This is a genomic window from Rhizobium sp. BK060, from assembly GCF_014193145.1.
Lineage (GTDB): Bacteria > Pseudomonadota > Alphaproteobacteria > Rhizobiales > Rhizobiaceae > Rhizobium.
This window is the reverse complement of the sequence record NZ_JACHYW010000050.1, coordinates 1-17,140: the sequence shown is the minus strand read 5'-3', so window position 1 is coordinate 17,140 and position 17,140 is coordinate 1. Positions and strand designations below refer to the sequence as shown.

The 17,140-nt window shown below is 60.1% G+C and carries 17 protein-coding genes; 9 read left to right on the top strand and 8 right to left on the bottom strand.

From position 1 onward, the window contains the following. Positions 1 to 168: 168 nt before the first annotated feature. The gene (locus FHT71_RS30740; protein ID WP_132595173.1) at positions 169 to 2,043 is read right to left on the bottom strand and encodes a L,D-transpeptidase family protein; all 1,875 of its coding nucleotides are present in this window, start codon (positions 2,041 to 2,043) and stop codon (positions 169 to 171) included. Positions 2,044 to 2,442: 399 nt separating this feature from the next. On the opposite strand from FHT71_RS30740, the gene fumC reads away from it, so the two are divergent. Both fumC and FHT71_RS30730 read left to right on the top strand, forming a co-directional pair. Continuing rightward, positions 2,443 to 3,834, top strand: coding sequence for a class II fumarate hydratase (gene fumC, locus FHT71_RS30735; protein ID WP_132595171.1), 1,392 nt, complete (start codon positions 2,443 to 2,445; stop codon positions 3,832 to 3,834). 160 nt (positions 3,835 to 3,994) lie between these two features. Next, positions 3,995 to 5,602 (top strand): fumarate hydratase, encoded by a 1,608-nt coding sequence (locus FHT71_RS30730; protein ID WP_007801820.1) that lies wholly within the window; start codon positions 3,995 to 3,997, stop codon positions 5,600 to 5,602. 6 nt (positions 5,603 to 5,608) lie between these two features. Here FHT71_RS30730 and FHT71_RS30725 read toward each other — a convergent pair whose 3' ends face one another. Next, positions 5,609 to 5,824 (bottom strand): hypothetical protein, encoded by a 216-nt coding sequence (locus tag FHT71_RS30725; protein WP_132595169.1) that lies wholly within the window; start codon positions 5,822 to 5,824, stop codon positions 5,609 to 5,611. A gap of 349 nt (positions 5,825 to 6,173) precedes the next feature. Here FHT71_RS30725 and FHT71_RS30720 point away from each other — a divergent pair, with 349 nt between their 5' ends. Continuing rightward, positions 6,174 to 7,244 carry a GGDEF domain-containing protein gene (locus FHT71_RS30720; RefSeq protein WP_007801825.1) on the top strand — a complete coding sequence of 357 codons (1,071 nt, stop codon included), beginning with the start codon at positions 6,174 to 6,176 and terminating at the stop codon, positions 7,242 to 7,244. A gap of 129 nt (positions 7,245 to 7,373) precedes the next feature. On the opposite strand, the gene FHT71_RS30715 is transcribed toward FHT71_RS30720, so the two are convergent. Beyond that, positions 7,374 to 7,985 carry a pyridoxamine 5'-phosphate oxidase family protein gene (locus tag FHT71_RS30715; protein ID WP_132595167.1) on the bottom strand — a complete coding sequence of 204 codons (612 nt, stop codon included), beginning with the start codon at positions 7,983 to 7,985 and terminating at the stop codon, positions 7,374 to 7,376. A gap of 49 nt (positions 7,986 to 8,034) precedes the next feature. After that, a complete protein-coding gene (locus FHT71_RS30710; protein WP_132595165.1) occupies positions 8,035 to 8,991 on the bottom strand; it encodes an alpha/beta fold hydrolase in 957 nt (318 codons plus the stop codon). A gap of 45 nt (positions 8,992 to 9,036) precedes the next feature. Here FHT71_RS30710 and FHT71_RS30705 point away from each other — a divergent pair, with 45 nt between their 5' ends. Beyond that, positions 9,037 to 9,504, top strand: a complete 468-nt coding sequence (locus tag FHT71_RS30705; RefSeq protein WP_132595163.1) for a MarR family transcriptional regulator — start codon at positions 9,037 to 9,039, stop codon at positions 9,502 to 9,504. A 24-nt stretch (positions 9,505 to 9,528) separates the two neighbouring features. Here the strand turns inward: FHT71_RS30705 and FHT71_RS30700 are convergent. The 3 genes from FHT71_RS30700 to FHT71_RS30690 all read right to left on the bottom strand — a co-directional run bounded on the left by FHT71_RS30700 (position 9,529) and on the right by FHT71_RS30690 (position 11,921). Beyond that, a protein-coding gene (locus FHT71_RS30700) for an IS5 family transposase (RefSeq protein ID WP_183723204.1) occupies positions 9,529 to 10,262 on the bottom strand; the annotation gives its coding sequence in 2 pieces (ribosomal slippage) (positions 9,529 to 9,935 and positions 9,935 to 10,262; 735 coding nt in all). Positions 10,263 to 10,330: 68 nt separating this feature from the next. Further along, positions 10,331 to 11,521 (bottom strand): low temperature requirement protein A, encoded by a 1,191-nt coding sequence (locus FHT71_RS30695; RefSeq protein WP_132595159.1) that lies wholly within the window; start codon positions 11,519 to 11,521, stop codon positions 10,331 to 10,333. Between the two features lie 25 nt (positions 11,522 to 11,546). Beyond that, positions 11,547 to 11,921, bottom strand: coding sequence for a DUF971 domain-containing protein (locus FHT71_RS30690; protein WP_183723202.1), 375 nt, complete (start codon positions 11,919 to 11,921; stop codon positions 11,547 to 11,549). Between the two features lie 134 nt (positions 11,922 to 12,055). Here FHT71_RS30690 and moaA point away from each other — a divergent pair, with 134 nt between their 5' ends. Further along, positions 12,056 to 13,102: a GTP 3',8-cyclase MoaA gene (gene moaA / locus FHT71_RS30685; RefSeq protein ID WP_132595155.1), complete on the top strand. Its 1,047-nt coding sequence runs from the start codon at positions 12,056 to 12,058 to the stop codon at positions 13,100 to 13,102. Between the two features lie 21 nt (positions 13,103 to 13,123). On the opposite strand, the gene FHT71_RS30680 is transcribed toward moaA, so the two are convergent. Beyond that, the gene (locus tag FHT71_RS30680) at positions 13,124 to 13,894 is read right to left on the bottom strand and encodes an SDR family oxidoreductase (protein ID WP_132595153.1); all 771 of its coding nucleotides are present in this window, start codon (positions 13,892 to 13,894) and stop codon (positions 13,124 to 13,126) included. A gap of 203 nt (positions 13,895 to 14,097) precedes the next feature. Here FHT71_RS30680 and FHT71_RS30675 point away from each other — a divergent pair, with 203 nt between their 5' ends. The 4 genes from FHT71_RS30675 to FHT71_RS30660 are packed head-to-tail and all read left to right on the top strand — an operon-like array spanning position 14,098 to position 16,971. Further along, positions 14,098 to 15,006, top strand: coding sequence for a DMT family transporter (locus FHT71_RS30675; RefSeq protein WP_132595151.1), 909 nt, complete (start codon positions 14,098 to 14,100; stop codon positions 15,004 to 15,006). Positions 15,007 to 15,013: 7 nt separating this feature from the next. Further along, on the top strand, positions 15,014 to 15,646 hold the full coding sequence (mobA, locus tag FHT71_RS30670; protein WP_183723200.1) for a molybdenum cofactor guanylyltransferase MobA: 633 nt from the start codon (positions 15,014 to 15,016) through the stop codon (positions 15,644 to 15,646). Beyond that, positions 15,646 to 16,161, top strand: coding sequence for a molybdopterin-guanine dinucleotide biosynthesis protein B (gene mobB / locus FHT71_RS30665; RefSeq protein WP_007801848.1), 516 nt, complete (start codon positions 15,646 to 15,648; stop codon positions 16,159 to 16,161). The genes mobA and mobB overlap by 1 nt, the downstream gene beginning before the upstream one ends. Positions 16,162 to 16,182: 21 nt before the next feature. Next, positions 16,183 to 16,971: a GNAT family N-acetyltransferase gene (locus FHT71_RS30660; protein ID WP_183723198.1), complete on the top strand. Its 789-nt coding sequence runs from the start codon at positions 16,183 to 16,185 to the stop codon at positions 16,969 to 16,971. The last annotated feature ends 169 nt before the right edge of the window (positions 16,972 to 17,140 follow it).

Sequence of the window (17,140 nt, the reverse complement as noted above, 5' to 3'; positions counted from 1 at the left end):
AGGGCGCGACCGCGCCCCGTCCGGAAGGCCGCCTTTAGCTTCCCCTTGAACCTCGCCACGCTCGACGCCGCAATCCGTAAACGCGGCGCCTTGTGCGCGCCATGCCTCGCGCACAACGAAAAAAGGCGGCTCAACGGCCGCCTTTTTCATATCGCCCTCTCGGCGCGGTCAGATCTGAGCGCCACGTGCCTTCGTCGTGGCATCGAATGCTTTCTGCACATAGACGTCACGGCCGTACACGTCGTCGAAATATTGCACGACACCATCCTTGTTCGGCCAGGCCGTGAAGTAAGCCACGTAGACCGGTATCTTCTGCGGAACTTGGATTGCGTGGTTCTTGCCCGTCGCGATCTCCTTGCCGATCTGTTCGACCGACGTATTCAGCACGGCCGCTGCCATTGCACGCGGCTCCGCAAGGCGCACGCAACCGTGGCTGAGCGCCCGCATGTCGCGCTTGAAGAAGCTTTTCGAGGGCGTGTCATGCATGTAGATGGCATGGGCGTTCGGGAACAGGATCTTGAGTTCGCCAAGCGCATTGTCGTCGCTCGGCGGCTGGCGTACGGAGACGTTGGTCGTCGACCCGTACCAGTCGACGCCGGACGACGCCACGGCGCGACCGCCAACGGTTACTTCATAACCCATCCGGTCCAGATAACTCGGATCGGAGCGCAGCCGCGGCAGCATCTCGTTGATGATGATCGACTGCGGCACGCCCCAGAACGGGTTAAACTCGACTGTCTCGATCTGATCCTGGAAGAAAAAGGTCTGGTGCGACGGCTGACCAACGACGACACGCATCGACAACTGTTCCTTGTTGTCGTTGTGGTAGTAAACCATATAGGCAGGCTGGTTGATGAAGACGTAACGCGAGCCGAGATCGGCTGGCAACCAGCGCGCCTGCTCCATGGCGACGATCAACTTCTCAACCTTCGAAGCATTGCTGTCGCCGCCGATCATGATGCGAACCGTCGCTTGGCCGACGACGCCGTCCGGCTTCAGTCCATGTTCCTTTTGGAAACCTTCGACGAGCGCAACGATCTCCGGCGAATACTCGGTGCTACCCGCATATGCGCCAAGCGTTGCCGCATGCTCGGCCTTCAGCGCAGCCGAACCGTGCTTGTCGATGGCCTTGACGATGTTCGGGATTTCGGAAGAGTTGTCGCCGGGACGAAGCAACCCATTCAGGGCGATATCGATGCGGTCGTCACCTGCGCCTTCGGCCCTCAGCTTCGTCAATTCACTTTCGAGCGCAACAAACTGCGAACCATCCGGCGTGCGGCTTCTGAGATAAGCAGCGGTATCCGGGCTCATTCGGGCGAGCTTGAGAACGGGGGCAAGGTTCACATCCTTGCGCCTGAAATCATGATAGCCGGACAGCTTGTTCGGGTCGAGGCGGCCGCGAATGGTGTCCTGCACATACGCGAGCACCTTGGCAGAAAGCTCCAGCTCGAACTGCGTCAGGGCGCGGTCGCGGATTGCTGGATCCGGATTGGCCGGATCCTCAGTCGGCACCTGCACGGCATAGTCAGCCGGGTCAAGGCCAATCGACGCCGCATCCGCCAATACGGCCATCGCCGCCTTGGCGCGATTGTTGACATCTGTTCCGGTGAGCCAAACCAGCGGGTTCTTCACGTCGCCGTAATAGACCTCAAGGGCCTTGGCAACTTCGACAGGGGCGCGCACCTTTGCCTCGATGAGGAAGCGGCGTTGGACCGATGGCATGGTCTCGGTCGCAGCCGACGCGTCGGCGACTGCTCCGGTGACCACAGGATCCGTGAATTTGCCGGTATCGACGAGGCGCATCGCATCGGGCTGGTAGGTATAGTAGCGCGGGCTCGATACCTTCGGCAGAGGTGCATCCGGCGCCGACTGAAGGAACGAAGGAATGGACGGCCTCGGATTGACAATCGTGCTCTGGGTCCGAGCGCGATCCCCGCGGATCATATCCATCAACGTGTAGGCATGCGCGGGCGCGACACCCATCGCAGCCATACCGCAGGAAAGCGCGAGTGCGGAAGCCGCACCTTTCAAAAGGAATGTCATGCTTTTATCCAGTCCCAGTGTCATGCTGTCTTAAAATCGCGGGCGAGACCCGCCTCAGAACTCGTTTCATCCGGCGCGAGCGTCACATGGCAGAAAGCAGGCGCCGCCGCCAGCCTCAGCCAACTCAACCTACAGTAACGCGACAAACCCTTCCGTTGATCCGCAGTTCACACAAAATTATGAAATTATTGGTTAATTTTTTACTTTATTTTCGCCTTCAGACACAGTGGCCAAAAAGCCGCTGAAAGATAAAAATTCAGCCGTGTCTAAAAGATCACGGATCCCAGAAACTAACATGAATATTCTACTCATATTTGCATTCCTGGACGGTTTTCTTCGGCCCGTTTCGGACCTATAAGACCACATCTTTGAGAGGCACCGCGACAGAAAGGCATGGCCATGACTTCCACCCGCACCGAAACAGATACGTTCGGCCCGATCGAAGTGCAAAATGACCGATATTGGGGTGCACAGGCGCAACGCTCGCTCGGCAATTTCAAGATCGGCTGGGAAAAGCAGCCGCTTTCGATCGTCCGCGCCCTCGGCATCGTCAAGCAGGCAGCGGCCCGCGCGAACATGGCGCTTGGCCAGCTCAATCCGGAGATCGGGAACGCCATCGTTGGTGCCGCACAGGAAGTCATCGAGGGTAAGCTCGACAACCACTTCCCTCTGGTCGTCTGGCAGACGGGCTCCGGCACACAGTCGAACATGAACGCCAACGAGGTGATCTCCAACCGCGCCATCGAGTTGATGGGCGGCGTTATGGGCTCCAAAAAGCCGGTGCATCCGAACGATCACGTCAACATGAGCCAGTCGTCGAACGACACTTATCCGACGGCGATGCATATCGCCTGCGCAGAGCAGATCGTGCGGCACCTGCTTCCGAGCCTGAAGCACCTGCACGCCGCGCTCGACATGAAGGTCACCGAGTTCAGCCACATCATCAAGATCGGCCGCACGCATACGCAGGACGCAACGCCATTGACGCTTGGCCAGGAATTTTCCGGCTATGCGGCGCAGGTCGGCTCCGCGATCAAGCGCATTGAATTGACGCTCCCCGGTCTTTGTGAACTGGCCCAGGGCGGCACCGCGGTCGGCACTGGCCTCAACGCGCCGAGCGGTTTTGCCGAAAAGGTCGCAGACGAGATCGCCGAGATCACCGGCCTGCCTTTCGTCACCGCCCCGAACAAGTTCGAGGCGCTCGCCGCTCATGACTCCATGGTGTTCAGCCATGGCGCCATCAATGCCGCCGCCGCCGCGCTCTTCAAGATCGCCAACGACATCCGCTTGTTAGGCTCTGGCCCGCGCGCCGGCCTCGGCGAGTTGGCCCTTCCGGAAAACGAGCCCGGCTCTTCCATCATGCCCGGCAAGGTCAATCCGACCCAGTGCGAAGCGTTGACCCAGGTCTGCATTCATATCTTCGGCAACAACGCGGCGCTGACCTTTGCCGACAGCCAGGGCCACTTCGAACTCAACGTCTACAATCCGATGATGGCCTACAATTTTCTCCAGTCGGTACAGCTGCTCGGCGACGCCGCCGTCTCCTTCACCGACAATTGCGTCGTCGGCATCGAGGCACGTGAGGACAACATCAAGGCTGGGCTCGAGCGGTCGCTGATGCTGGTCACGGCGCTCGCCCCGAAGATCGGCTATGACAATGCCGCCAAGATCGCCAAGACGGCACACAAGAACGGCACGACACTGAAGGAAGAAGCATTGGCGAGCGGCCTCGTCACTGTCGAGGAATATGACACGATCGTCCGTCCCGAAACGATGATCGGCCCGAAGTAAATCCGCCGCCGAGCCCCATCAAAATAGCAGACAGCGCCGCCCTCGCGGCGATGTCTTCATGGATTTTCATGACTAAAACAGACAAGTTTTAGAATTATTGCAATTGCGAAGGCGCCCGAATAGACCATCTGCGATTTCGGTCCGCATGAAAGGTCCTTCGATGGCTGACGATCTTTTCCCCCTCAGCAAAGACTCCACCCAATACCGCAAGATCAGCAGCGACTACGTCTCCGTCGACAGCTTCAAGGGACAGGATATCCTGACCGTCGAGCCGGAAGGCATTCGCCTGCTCGCCGAAACGGCCTTCGCCGACATCAACCATCTGCTGCGGCCCGGCCACCTGAAGCAGCTCGCCTCGATCCTTGAGGACCCGGAAGCAACCGACAACGACCGTTTCGTTGCCTACGATCTCTTGAAGAACGCCAACATCGCCGCAGGCGGCATCCTGCCGATGTGTCAGGATACCGGCACGGCGATCATCATGGCCAAGAAGGGCCGCAGGGTGTGGACCGAAGGAGAGGATTACTCGGCTCTCGCCAAGGGCGTCATGGACGCCTACGAGAAGAAGAACCTGCGCTATTCGCAGCTGGCGCCCATCAAGATGTTCGAGGAAAGGAACACCAAGAACAATCTCCCGGCGCAGATCGACATCTATGAGGAAGGCACGGATTCCTACGACTTTCTATTCGTCGCCAAGGGTGGCGGATCGGCCAACAAGACCTTCCTCTATCAGGGCACCCCGTCGCTCTTGACGCACGACCGGATGATCGACTTCCTCAAGGAGAAGATCCTCACCTTAGGTACGGCAGCCTGCCCCCCTTACCATCTGGCGATCGTCATCGGCGGCACGTCGGCCGAAATGAACCTGAAGACCGTCAAGCTCGCCTCGACGCGCTATCTCGACGATCTGCCGACCGAAGGCTCCGACAGCGGCCATGCCTTCCGCGATATCGAGATGGAGAGGGAAATCCACAAGCTGACGCAACAGATGGGCGTCGGCGCCCAGTTCGGGGGCAAGTACTTCTGTCATGACGTGCGTGTCGTCCGCCTGCCCCGCCACGGCGCTTCGCTGCCGATCGGTCTCGGCGTCTCCTGCTCCGCCGACCGTCAGGCGAAGGGCAAGATCACCCGCGACGGCATCTTCGTCGAGCAACTGGAGACGGATCCGTCGAAGTACATGCCTGAAATCGACGAGTCGAAGCTATCGGACTCGATGGTCCGTATCGATCTCAACCAGCCGATGACCGCGATCCTTGCCGAACTGACGAAGCACCCGGTCAAGACACGGCTGTCCCTGACGGGAACGATTATCGTCGCGCGCGACCTTGCCCACGCCAGGATCCGCGAACGGCTGGAAAAAGGCGAAGGCATGCCTGATTACATGAAGAACCACCCGGTCTATTACGCCGGCCCGGCCAAGACCCCGGTAGGATATGCCTCCGGCTCCTTCGGTCCGACCACAGCCGGCCGCATGGATTCCTATGTCGACCAATTCCAGTCTTTCGGCGGATCGATGGTGATGCTTGCCAAGGGCAACCGCTCGCGCGCCGTGCGCGAAGCCTGCAAGAAGCACGGCGGCTTCTACCTCGGCTCCATCGGCGGACCGGCTGCGCGGCTGGCGCAGGATTGCATCAAGAAAGTCGAGGTGTTGGAATATCCGGAACTCGGGATGGAAGCCGTCTGGAAGATCGAGGTCGAAGACTTCCCGGCTTTTATCGTCACCGATGATAAGGGCAATGACTTCTTCCAGGAATTCAACCTCGGCTGACCGACCTCAATGGATCGCCGCGGTTGCCCCATGGTCGAGCGCGGCGCTATCGCTTTGGCTCTTGGAGCCCGCAGTGCTGAATACCTCCTCTGCCTTCACACTAGCGAGGATGTCGCTGCGGAAGACCCCGTCGAAGAAGCCGTTCTGCTGGATCAGCGCGACAGATCCGGCGATAACGGCGGCGGCGAGTACGATGGGTGAAGTGTGACGAGACGTTTCCATCTTCTCTGGCCTTCCAGTGGAGCCCCGCGGCTCGCTGGGAAGGAACGTGCGCCTTCTCAGCGACGCACAACAGAGCTTCCAATCGACACCGACTGTCAACAATTTGGAGACGATCAAAAGCAACCAAAACGGCTTGTGGGATTCTTTATTTCGCGTTATTCGCGCATAAGACGCAACGATCGTTAAATCGACAAAAATTCTCAGATAAAATCAATGCGATAAGCAAATATGGAGAAGATCGGCCAAATCTCACATGTAATCATTGGTATATCCCCCCTTAATCATTTCCCAATATTTGTAAGCTAACAAATTAAACACTGCATTTGACATTCAATTGAGGAGTAGTCGCATGACGACGGCCGCAGCGCCAACGAGGGCGCAGGTTCCTGACGTGGCAGGTCAGATCACGTTCGCCATGCGCTCCATGGGCGTTGCGCCGATCCCGCGCAACTACGAGCTCTTCTACGAAGCCTACATCGGCTCCAACCCGGCGCTGACGCGGGACCTGGCAGCCCTCGGCAGCCAGGCGACGCAAGAGGAATTGGACGCCCTCGGCGCGCAATATTTCGCGCACAGTCCCGCCCGCGTGTTTGATGACGCCCATGGCCGCATCGCCGCCGAGCTCGAGACGCTGCTGCGCGTCCTGCGCCAGGAGCAGATATCGCTGGAAAGCTACAACAAGCTGCTTGGCGAAACCTACAAGCGGATCAGTTCGAAGAACCACACAAGCGTAGAGCTTATCGAGAACGCGCTCACCCTGCTGACCGAGGCAACTGGCGACACAATGGCGCACGGCGAACGCACGGTCGAAAACGTCGTCCAGCGTTCACAGGAAATGGATCAGGTCCGCAAGGAACTCGACGAGTACAAGCGCATCGCCAACACCGACTCGTTGACGCGCCTGTCGAACCGTCGCGCCTTCGACGACCGCCTGTCGGCCGTCTTCAACAATCCGACCATGCGCCCAGTCACCGCGCTCGTACTCGCTGACATCGACAACTTCAAGAAGATCAACGACACCTATGGTCATCCGGTCGGTGACAAGATCCTTGCGACCGTTGCCTCGGTCATCCGCGCCAACGTGCGCCGCGACGTTTTCGTCGCCCGCACCGGCGGCGAGGAATTCGCCCTGATCATCGAAGGCAATACTGCCGAGGAAGTGATGGGCACGGCCGAGCGCATCCGCCGTACGCTGGAAACGACCCCCTTCACGAACTCGCGCACGAGGATCAATTACGGACCTGTTACCGTGTCGGTCGGCGTCTGTATGGCATCCTACGCGGAGGACGCCGGTGAGCTTTACCATAAGGCCGATGTTGCGCTTTATGGCGCCAAGAATTCGGGCCGCAACTGCAGCGTCCTCTTTGAAGACGGTATGCAGAAAGACTTCACGAAGAGCTGGCTGATCTACAAGGGATAGGTCTTGGGCGACACTGCCCTGGCCTTCCCGGTCACAGTCGATGATCTGCGTTTGTCGCGATCACTCCTCGCTATCGCAAGCACAGCTATCGATGGCCTGCATGCGAGCCCATTGGAAGAGCTACTGAAGTTACCACATCGTCTTGGCCGCACGCTCCGGCCATTCGCGATCATAGGTCTCGTAGTCGAAATCCCCGGTCGCCGCCTTCAGCATCAGCCCCGGCGTCGGCAAGCTCTTTGGATCAACGAAGGTTTCGGGATTCCAAAGCTCGGAACGGATCAGCGCGCGGGCACACTGGAAATAGACCTCGTCGATTGTGATGACGATCACCGTCCGCGGGTACTTGCCGTCCATCACAAAGCTGGACAGGACCGCTTCGTCGTTCGTCACAACGCCGCGCCCGTTGACGCGCATCGTGGTATTCGAGCCGGGAATAAGAAACATCAGCGCCAGGCGCGGGTCGCGTACGATGTTAGAGAGCGAATCGACGCGGTTGTTGCCGCGCCAGTCAGGCAGATGCAGCGTTCTGTCGTCAATGATGCGCACGACGCCGCCGATATCGCCCCGCGGCGAACAGTCGAGCCCCTCGGGTCCCACCGTCGCAAGCGCCACAAAAGGCGAGGCCTCGATCATCTCTTGGTATAGCGGCGTCAGGTAGTCCGTCACCTTGGCCACCGACGCCTGCGTCAGCCCGCCAGCATAGATGGCCGCGAGTTCTTCCACCGTTTCGATGATTTTCATGATCGACCTGCCGCGTTGTTGTCGCAGCCTTTAGCTGCCCAACGTAACGCTACAATGACGCGCGCCGTGCGGAAAGGTCGAAAAGTGGAATGATCTCAGCATCTTTGCCGGAAATAGCGCTGGCAAGAAAATCTGTGATCGCTTCCAGAACGGGGGCCGCGCTGACAATCCGGCGATGGCCGAACCCATTCGCCCAGTGGAGCCTGACGTCATTGCTCGCCGCCGCGTAGCGGCGCGCATGGTTGGCGCCCACTTCCTTGTCGTCCTCCGCATGGACGACCAGCACCGGACGCCGGATCGCGCCGGCCGCCCTGCCCGCATCGAATTCCTCAAGTCTCCGGCCGGCGACACAACGCACTTCGTTCTCCAACGCTTGCTGCGCGGGCTTCGCAAGCCCGATCATCTTACCGAAATCCTTGAAGAGCCAGTGCATCTCGCTCGGCGAGCCGATGAGCACCAGCCTTTCCGGCAGCACGGCGGCAGTCCCGGGAAGCATGCCAGACGCAGCCACCATCAGCGCAGCGCCACCGAAAGAATGGCCGAGTGTGGCGTCGAAGGCACCGAACCGACGTTCAGCCGCAGCGATCGCCTTCACCGCAATGCCCATATGGAGGGACCGCCCTGGCGCGCGTCCGTGTCCGGGAAAATCGACGACGATCACCTCGGCGCCGGTCGCCACCAGCGCCTCGACAAGATCGGCCATGTATTCGCCGCTCGATCCCCAGCCGTGCGTCACGAGGTAACGCGGCCGGCGTCCCAGCGCACCGCCATTCAGCCGATACGCATGCGCCCGGCCGCCGCCGCCGGCAAGGGGAAGCACGAATCGCTCTGCGCTGGCAAGCTTTGCCGCACCGGCTGCATGCGCCGCCTTCGCCTTCTCGCCCTTGGGTCTGCGCGACGGCGTCAGGCAGAACAGTCGAAACGCCGCCTTTCCAGCCATGCGCGGCGAAACCGACTGCAGCAGGGAAAATCCGAGGCGGGTGACCTTCAGCGTAAAGTTTGTCATAGTGGGAATCCAACAATGTTCAACACTGAACAATAAAGTACAACGATGAACAAAAATCAATCCCTACCTTGGGATCATCCGCGTTTTCGTAGCTGGATCGCCGTCGCCCGCGCCTGCCAGCTCATGCAGCAGTCACTCGGTCGCTCGCTATCCGAACTCGATATCAAGACCCCGCATCTCGACATTCTGATCAACCTCTACCGCTTCGAAGGCATCTCGCAGCAGGAATTAGCCCACAAACTGCTGGTCGGCCGCTCGAACATGAGCATGCTGCTGCCGCAGATGGAAAAGCGCGGCCTGATCGAGCGGCGTGGCGACACGAAGGACAAGCGCGTGCTGCGGCTCTTCCTCACTCAGGAAGGCCGCGAAGTCACGGAGAAAGCCATGGTCATTCAGATCGACCTCATCGAACGCGTGCTGTCACCCGAACCGATCGAGCAATGCATGGCGATGGGCGATTCGATGGAGCGGATTATCCGCGTGCTGCAGCACGACCTTATCGACGAAGACTGACCCTAGGAAGTGTGGACAGTTACCTTAGCCAAGAGCGATCATCGAGTTTCGCGCAGTTTTCTCGTATCGGGTGGCAATGCGTCGGAATTGCTTGAGTTTTGAAAAGCAGCACTCGATCAGGTGGCGCTGGGCATAGAGTTGCTTGTCGAGCGGATATTTCCGGGCACGCGAAGGATTGTTTGGGATGACGGCTTGTGCGCCTTTGTCGGCGATAGCCTTGCGTAGCCGATCACTATCGTAGGCGGTATCGGCCATGACGACATTGGCAGGGAGGTCTTCGATCGAGCCATCAGCTTGCGGCGCATCGCCCTTCTGGCCGGCAGTGAGCACAAAGCGCACCAGGCATCCCAGGCCCCGCACCGCAATATGGATTTTTGTGCTCAGGCCGCCGCGCGAGCGTCCAAGGGCCTGATCTTCAGCCCCTTTTTTGCGCCAGAGGCGTGTTGGTGGGCCCGGATGATTGTGGAATCGACGATCAGATATTCAAAGTCGCCATCGTCTGACATAGCGTCGAAGAGCCGCCACCAGACGCCCTTTTGGCTCCAGCCGCTGAAGCGGTGAAAGACGCTGTTCCAATCGCCGAACACGTCAGGCAGATCGCGCCAGGGCGAGCCGGTTCGCACGATCCACAACACCGCTTCCACGAACATGCGATTGTCGCGACCCGAAGAACCGCGCGTGCGATCATCACCGATGATATGCGGAGCCATCCGCTCCCACTGGTCGTCACGAAGTACGAAACGGTCCAAAACACCCATGACTGCCTCCAAAAGACAGTCCTGAATCTGATTTGCTCAGATTTGGGAATCCTAAGAGTCCACACTTCCTAGTGCACGGTATGGCCAACCGAATGCCCCGCTAGGGACTTGTACTCCCAGGCGGCCACAACGATCAGTACCGCCGTCGCGAGCATGCCGGCGATGTAGACCTCGATGAACGGCGCAATGAAGGCGAGCAGGATTAGGAGGACGAGGCCGGCCAGATGCGAGAGCGGCAAGCGCCCGCTGGTCGCCCCCTTGAACCAGAGGTTGCCGGCGAGAAATAGCCCGGAGCCACCAAGCACCGAGGCCATGACGCCGAGATTGCCGGCCTCGTGCGGATGCGAGAACATGAACTCGACTGCGACGGCGTGAACGATGATGCCTGCCAGGATCGGGATATGGGCATAGGTAAAGGCCTGCCGCGCCAGGCTTCCCGGCGTTTCGTCGTGTTCGATCCGATGCGCCGCCCGCTCGTGGCCGAAGCGGAAATAGAGCCACCACATCGCCACCGTTCCGACAAATCCGGTCCCGAAGACGACCGCGGTCAAGGGCGAAAACGGCATTTCCGAGAATGTCCGGCCCGAAACCAGCACCGCTTCGCCAAGGCAGATGATGACGAAGAGTGCGCAACGCTCGGCCATATGTGCCCCGGATACATCCCAGTCGGAAGCAGTGGACTTGCCAAGCCCCGGTACGGCAAAGCCGCTCGCCGGCCCCGCATACTCGATCGCAAGAGCGACCAGCCACGCAATCAGCCGCGCTTCATGTTCCAGGAAGCCACCGGCGATCCAGAATATGCCGGAAACGATCAACCAGGTGCTGATGCGGAGAAAATTGCGGTAGTTGGAAGCGCTCGCCTCCTTGACGGCATAGGTGGTGAAGAGCGAGCGACCGACCTGCATCAGCACGTAGGCGCCCGCAAAGAGCAGCCCCTTGTCGCCGAAGGCCTCGGGAATGGAGGCAGATAGAACGAGGCCGAGCAGCATCAGCACGACGAGCATGCCCCGAACAGGCATCTTGTCGGGATCGAGCCAGTTCGTCACCCAGGCCGTGAAGATCCAGACCCACCAGACCGCAAAGGTCATCAGGCCAGCCTCAACAGCGCCGAGTGGGGTATAATGCGCCGCAAGCGCATGCGAGAGCTGCGAAATCGAGAAAACGAAAACGAGATCGAAAAACAGTTCAAGAAAGGTGACCCTGCTCCCGCCTGGACTGCCCTTTGCGCGCAGCCAGTTTCGTTTGGTCATTCCCGCCATGCATTCCCCCTGCGGCAGTTGTCGTTCAGCGTGGTTTTTCTGAGATGTCGCGGTTCATGCCCTTCTCGCGCAGTTCTTCTTCATAGGCAGCAAACAGCTCTTGGCCACGCTCGCCAAGTTCGCGCAGATAGGTCCAGGTAAAGATGCCGGTATCGTGCATGTCGTCGAAACCGATGCGCACCGCATAGTTGCCGGTCGGTGTCAGAGAGATGATCGCGACATTGCGCTTGCCAGGCACCGTCACCCTCTGTCCCGGCCCGTGCCCCTGCACCTCGGCGGATGGAGAAAGCACACGCAGCATCTCGGCGGAAAGATCGAAGCTCTGCCCGTCGTTGAACGTGACAACGAGGCGCTGCCGGTCTTTCGAAACTCTGAGTTCAGTCGGCCAAATATCGCTCATGATCCCATTCCCCTTCAAAATCACGAGTAGGCAATGCAGCGTGGCGAGGCAAGTTCAATTTGCCGTGCCCAAGAAGCGTTTCCCTTGACGCGGCAATAACCTATACGCACATTAGTAGCATTGCGGAGGCATTCGTGAACAGCAACGTCGGAACGACAGGCAGCGCATCGCCACTGGTCGCAGAGGCAAAACCGATGATCGACCCGTTCAAGCGGGCCGTGACCTATTTGCGCGTCTCCGTCACCGACCGCTGCGACTTCCGCTGCACCTACTGCATGGCCGAGCACATGACTTTCCTGCCGAAGCAGGAACTCTTGACGCTCGAGGAACTGCACCGGCTCTGTTCCGCCTTCATCGCCAAGGGTGTGCGCAAGCTGAGGCTCACCGGCGGCGAACCGCTGGTGCGCAAGAACATCATGTATCTGGTTCGCGAACTCGGCAAAGAGATCGGCGCCGGCCTCGACGAGCTGACACTGACCACCAACGGCTCGCAGCTCTCCCGCTTTGCCGACGAGCTCTACGATTGCGGCGTGCGTCGAATCAACGTCTCGCTCGATACGCTTGATCCGGACAAGTTCCGCCAGATCACCCGCTGGGGCGACTTCCGCAAGGTGATGGAGGGCATCGAGGCGGCCCAGAAAGCCGGCCTCAAGGTCAAGCTTAATGCAGTGGCGCTGAAGGATTTTAACGACGTCGAAATGCCCCAGATGATCCGCTTCGCGCATGGCCGCGGCATGGATCTGACCGTCATCGAAACCATGCCGATGGGCGAGATCGAGGAAGACCGCACCGACCGCTACCTGCCGCTGTCGAAGCTGCGCGCCGATCTCGAACGGCAGTTCACCTTCTCGGAGATCGGCTACCGCACCGGCGGCCCGGCCCGCTATGTCGAAGTCAAGGAGACCGGCGGTCGGCTCGGCTTCATCACGCCGATGACGCATAATTTCTGCGAGAGCTGCAACCGCGTGCGGCTGACCTGCACCGGCACACTCTACATGTGCCTTGGCCAGAACGACGCCGCCGACCTGCGCGCGGCCGTCCGCGCCACTGACGACAACGGGCTGCTCTATGCCGCGATCGACGAGGCGATCTCGCGCAAGCCGAAGGGCCACGACTTCATCATCGACCGCACCCATAACCGCCCTGCCGTTGCCCGCCATATGAGCGTCACCGGCGGGTGACGCTCACCGGATTCGGGCAGCTTACGTCCGGTTGATCGACACCCCGCCATCCGCCAGCATGGATGTTCCTGTTACGAAGCTCGCCAGATCCGATCCCAGGAAAAGGGCTGCCTTGGCGATCTCCTCGGGCTGCGCCAGGCGCTTGAGCGCATGCAGCCCATGGATGAAGGCGACGAGCTCCTTATCAGGATTCTCGAAATTGGCCGGATTCATCGCCGTATCGGTTCCGCCGGGCAACAGCGCGTTGACACGGATGTTCTTCGGACCGAGCTCCGCCGCAAGCACCTGCACAAGACCGGTCAGTCCTGCCTTACTGGCCGCATAAGCACCCATGCCGGGCATCCCTGCCGTATGTCCAACGAACGTCGACGTGAAGACGATCGATCCGCCGCCGCGCGCGATCATCGCCGGTACCTGGTACCTCGCCGCCAGAAAGGCGCTGGTCAGATTAACCGCAAGCATCTCATTCCAGCCGTCGAGCGAGAGCTCGGCCACCGGTGCGGATTGGCCGGTGCTGCCGGCATTGTTGAAGGCGACATCAAGCCCGCCGAAGCGCTCCACCGCCACCTCGACCAGCCGCCTGTTCAAGGCCTCCTCGCGCACGTCGCCGGCGACCGCAACCGCCTCGCCGCCCGCATCCCCGATCTCTTCCACCAGCATCCCGAGTTTGGCCTCGCGCCGCGCCGCGACGACCAGCCGCGCGCCTTCCGCGGCGAAGAGCTTGGCCGCTGCCCGGCCGATGCCGGAGCTCGCGCCTGTGATGATCGCAACCTTGCCATTCAGATATCTCATGTCGGAACCTCCGCTTGTTGTTGGCGGTATTCCAAATTTCAGACAGCGGGCCTGGCAGCCACCCGTTTCCTGCCGCGCCGGCGCACGCATGGCCTGCATTATTGTGCACTGCGCAATCGAATTATCTCGACTGTGTCTTTCGTTCGATTCCCATCCCGCCTGGCACCCTCTAAAAGGACGTGTACGAGAATCGGAATATCGACATGCCGCGGTCCCGCAATACCCAGGGCGCCATCTACATGAGTTCGGCCATGGCCGGATTTTCCTGCAGCGACGCACTTTCCAAGTCAGTCATTACCTACATGAATGCAGGCCAGATCATGTGCCTGCGCGGTCTCTTCACCAGCATCTTTGTCTATGTCATCGCGCGCTACATGGGTGCATTGCGGTCGTGGCGCATTGTGCTCAAGCCGATGGTCATCGTCCGCGTCATTTGCGAGATACTGGCAGCGGTCACTTACATTACGGCACTTGGCATGATGCCGATCGCGAACGCGTCCGCCATCCTGCAATCGCTGCCGCTGGTCGTGACCTTCGGTGCGGCGCTGTTTTTCTCGGAACCGGTCGGCTGGCGTCGCTGGTCGGCCATTCTTGTGGGACTGCTTGGCGTGCTGATCATAATTCGACCGGGACCGGACGGCTTTACGGCGGCAGCACTTCTCTGCGTCGGCAGCGTCCTCACCACGGCCGGCCGCGACCTCGCCACACGCGGCATCGGCTCCGAGATCCCTTCGCTGATGATCACCGTGGTCACCGCCGTCTCCGTCACGATCGTCGGCGCGTTGCTGACGCCATTGCTTGGCGGATGGGAGCCAGTCAGCCTGACTTCACTTTCGCATCTGCTGCTTGCCGCCATTCTCGTCCTGATCGGCTACCAGTCCGTCATCATGGCGATGCGAACGGGCGAAATCTCCTTCGTGGCGCCGTTCCGCTACACAAGCCTGATCTTCTCGACATTGCTGGGCTTCGTCTTCTTTGCGGAACTCCCCGATCTCTGGACACTCACCGGCGCTGCCATCGTCATCGCTTCCGGCCTCTATACGTTCTATCGTGAGGCCAAACGCCATGTACCGCCGGTCGCCCAGGAGTCCGAGCCGAGAACACCTGTCTGAGGCAATCATGAACGATTTTTCGCTGGATAGATCCAATATACCAGGCGTCGTCCTGGCCGGGGGGCGCTCGTCGCGGATGGGCCGCGACAAAGCCTCCGTGCGGCTCAGCGGCCGCACCTTGCTAGAGCGCGTCATCGAACAACTTGAGCCGCAGGTGAGTACCCTTGCCGTCAACGCCGACGCGACGCCAGAAAATTGCCGCCACCGGTTCATTCCTGATATAGTTCCCGGCAAAGCGGGACCGATGGCTGGCATCCATGCCGCGATGGCCTATGGCGCGACGCTCGGAGGTGTTACGCACGTGGTCACGGTATCGGTCGACAGTCCATTCTTCCCCCGCGACTTGGTCGATTGGCTTGCCGCCGCTATCGATGCGCCCGAGAAGATTGCCATCGCCGCCTCGGAAGGCCGCAGCCACCCGGTGTTCGGCTTGTGGCCCATCGATCTTGCCGATGATCTGAAAGCCTGGATCGCTGCCGACGAAAAACGCCGTGTGCGAGACTTCCTCTTACGGCATGACGTTACGGAAGTTACCTTTCCGCTGCGCCCGACGCGGGCGAGCCTTCTCGATCCGTTTTTCAATGTCAACACGCCGGATGATCTCGCCGAGGCGGAACGCTGGCTGAAGGTGCTCGTCTGATGGAAAAACCGAAAGTCTTTGGCATCGCAGGCTGGAAGAACTCGGGCAAGACCGGCCTGGCCGTCCGCCTCGTCGAGGAGTTTACCCGCCGCGGCTATAGCATTTCGACGATCAAGCACGCCCATCATGATTTCGATATCGACAAGGTCGGCGCCGACAGCTACCGCCACCGACAGGCCGGCGCACACGAAGTCACCATCGTTTCAGGTACACGCTACGCCATCATGCACGAATTGCGCGGCGCCCCCGAGCCGACATTCGAAGAAATCCTTGGCCGGATTGCACCCTGCGACCTCGTGCTGATCGAAGGCTACAAGCGCGAGCCGATCCCGAAGATCGAAGCCCGGCGGCTGGAAGCAGCCAGCCGGGAGCCTCTTGCGTCGACGGATCCCTTCATCGCCGCCATCGCGGCCGATCACCCGATTGCCGAAGGCTTTCTGCCGGTATTCAATCTTGATGATACACAGGCGATCGCAGACTTCATTTCGGGGATAGTGGAACTGCCTGCAAAGTAGGAAAGCTGTTGCGAGGGAGCAATGAACTACTACGGCACCGAAAAACAACAGCGACTGCAGCGCCAGTCCGACGAGGCACAGGCGAGGATTGCGGCCACACCTGGCCTCGTGCAGGCAGGTCGGTTCTTCTCGGTCGACAATGTCAACCTCATTGACTGGGCTTTTGTCGATGAACGCCTCGCGAAGGACGGCGTCTTTGGCTTTCGCATGATGCCGACGACGCACATCGAAGACATCCGTCAGAAGCTCGGATCGTCCTACCGTATTGACGTGTGGAACGTCTGTAGGGCGGACCGCACGATGGCAGTCGCCGCTTGCACCCCGATCCAGGCTGCCGACCTACCCAATGGGCTAACGTGCCTCGGGCTTTCGGATCGTCACGAGGACGAGACGATTCGGCGTATACAGATCTGCATGACGGACAACGGTATCGCGCCGTTCTCCGCTTACATGCTCCTTGGCAAGATCGTGCCGGCTGTGACGGTCGCCCTCGCAGACGGAGATGGCAATATCGTCGCCACGGCTCACGCGAATATGCCCTTCAACACCCACAGCAGGTATCGGGGCATGGCCTGGGTCGGCTTGATAACGGTAACGGCAGATCAGCGCGGAAAAGGGCTCGGCCGCCTTGTCAACGCTCTCGCGATCATGGCCGCATTCGAAACGCTGGGCGCAGATGAAGTGGTTGAGTTCGTGCACGCCGACAATGCAGTTTCGCGCCGCATGATACAATCCTGCGGCCTGCAGCTCGATCCGACGATCCTTTGCGGCCTCGCAACCCCGGTCGTTGACGCCCGCTTTACGACCTAGAGCTTCGGTCATGCCCGCATGGCCCCACGGCGAAGGCAGTGCCCGCAATCGAGTAGGAGGGAGCCTTGCGGCGTCCCTCCTCCCACACCCGTGTGCGAACGGTTCCGTACACGGCGGTTCATGAAGCGTTGTTTAGACGTCTGAGTTCCTGCTGGAGAGAGATCAGCCC

What these genes read in the sequence shown, in the direction of transcription:
- FHT71_RS30740 (WP_132595173.1), bottom strand. Translation starts at nt 2,043, where the DNA reads ATGACATTCCTTTTGAAAGGTGCGGCTTCCGCACTCGCGCTTTCCTGC.
- fumC (WP_132595171.1), top strand. Translation starts at nt 2,443, where the DNA reads ATGACTTCCACCCGCACCGAAACAGATACGTTCGGCCCGATCGAAGTG.
- FHT71_RS30730 (WP_007801820.1), top strand. Translation starts at nt 3,995, where the DNA reads ATGGCTGACGATCTTTTCCCCCTCAGCAAAGACTCCACCCAATACCGC.
- FHT71_RS30725 (WP_132595169.1), bottom strand. Translation starts at nt 5,824, where the DNA reads ATGGAAACGTCTCGTCACACTTCACCCATCGTACTCGCCGCCGCCGTT.
- FHT71_RS30720 (WP_007801825.1), top strand. Translation starts at nt 6,174, where the DNA reads ATGACGACGGCCGCAGCGCCAACGAGGGCGCAGGTTCCTGACGTGGCA.
- FHT71_RS30715 (WP_132595167.1), bottom strand. Translation starts at nt 7,985, where the DNA reads ATGAAAATCATCGAAACGGTGGAAGAACTCGCGGCCATCTATGCTGGC.
- FHT71_RS30710 (WP_132595165.1), bottom strand. Translation starts at nt 8,991, where the DNA reads ATGACAAACTTTACGCTGAAGGTCACCCGCCTCGGATTTTCCCTGCTG.
- FHT71_RS30705 (WP_132595163.1), top strand. Translation starts at nt 9,037, where the DNA reads ATGAACAAAAATCAATCCCTACCTTGGGATCATCCGCGTTTTCGTAGC.
- FHT71_RS30695 (WP_132595159.1), bottom strand. Translation starts at nt 11,521, where the DNA reads ATGGCGGGAATGACCAAACGAAACTGGCTGCGCGCAAAGGGCAGTCCA.
- FHT71_RS30690 (WP_183723202.1), bottom strand. Translation starts at nt 11,921, where the DNA reads ATGAGCGATATTTGGCCGACTGAACTCAGAGTTTCGAAAGACCGGCAG.
- FHT71_RS30680 (WP_132595153.1), bottom strand. Translation starts at nt 13,894, where the DNA reads ATGAGATATCTGAATGGCAAGGTTGCGATCATCACAGGCGCGAGCTCC.
- FHT71_RS30675 (WP_132595151.1), top strand. Translation starts at nt 14,098, where the DNA reads ATGCCGCGGTCCCGCAATACCCAGGGCGCCATCTACATGAGTTCGGCC.
- mobA (WP_183723200.1), top strand. Translation starts at nt 15,014, where the DNA reads ATGAACGATTTTTCGCTGGATAGATCCAATATACCAGGCGTCGTCCTG.
- mobB (WP_007801848.1), top strand. Translation starts at nt 15,646, where the DNA reads ATGGAAAAACCGAAAGTCTTTGGCATCGCAGGCTGGAAGAACTCGGGC.
- FHT71_RS30660 (WP_183723198.1), top strand. Translation starts at nt 16,183, where the DNA reads ATGAACTACTACGGCACCGAAAAACAACAGCGACTGCAGCGCCAGTCC.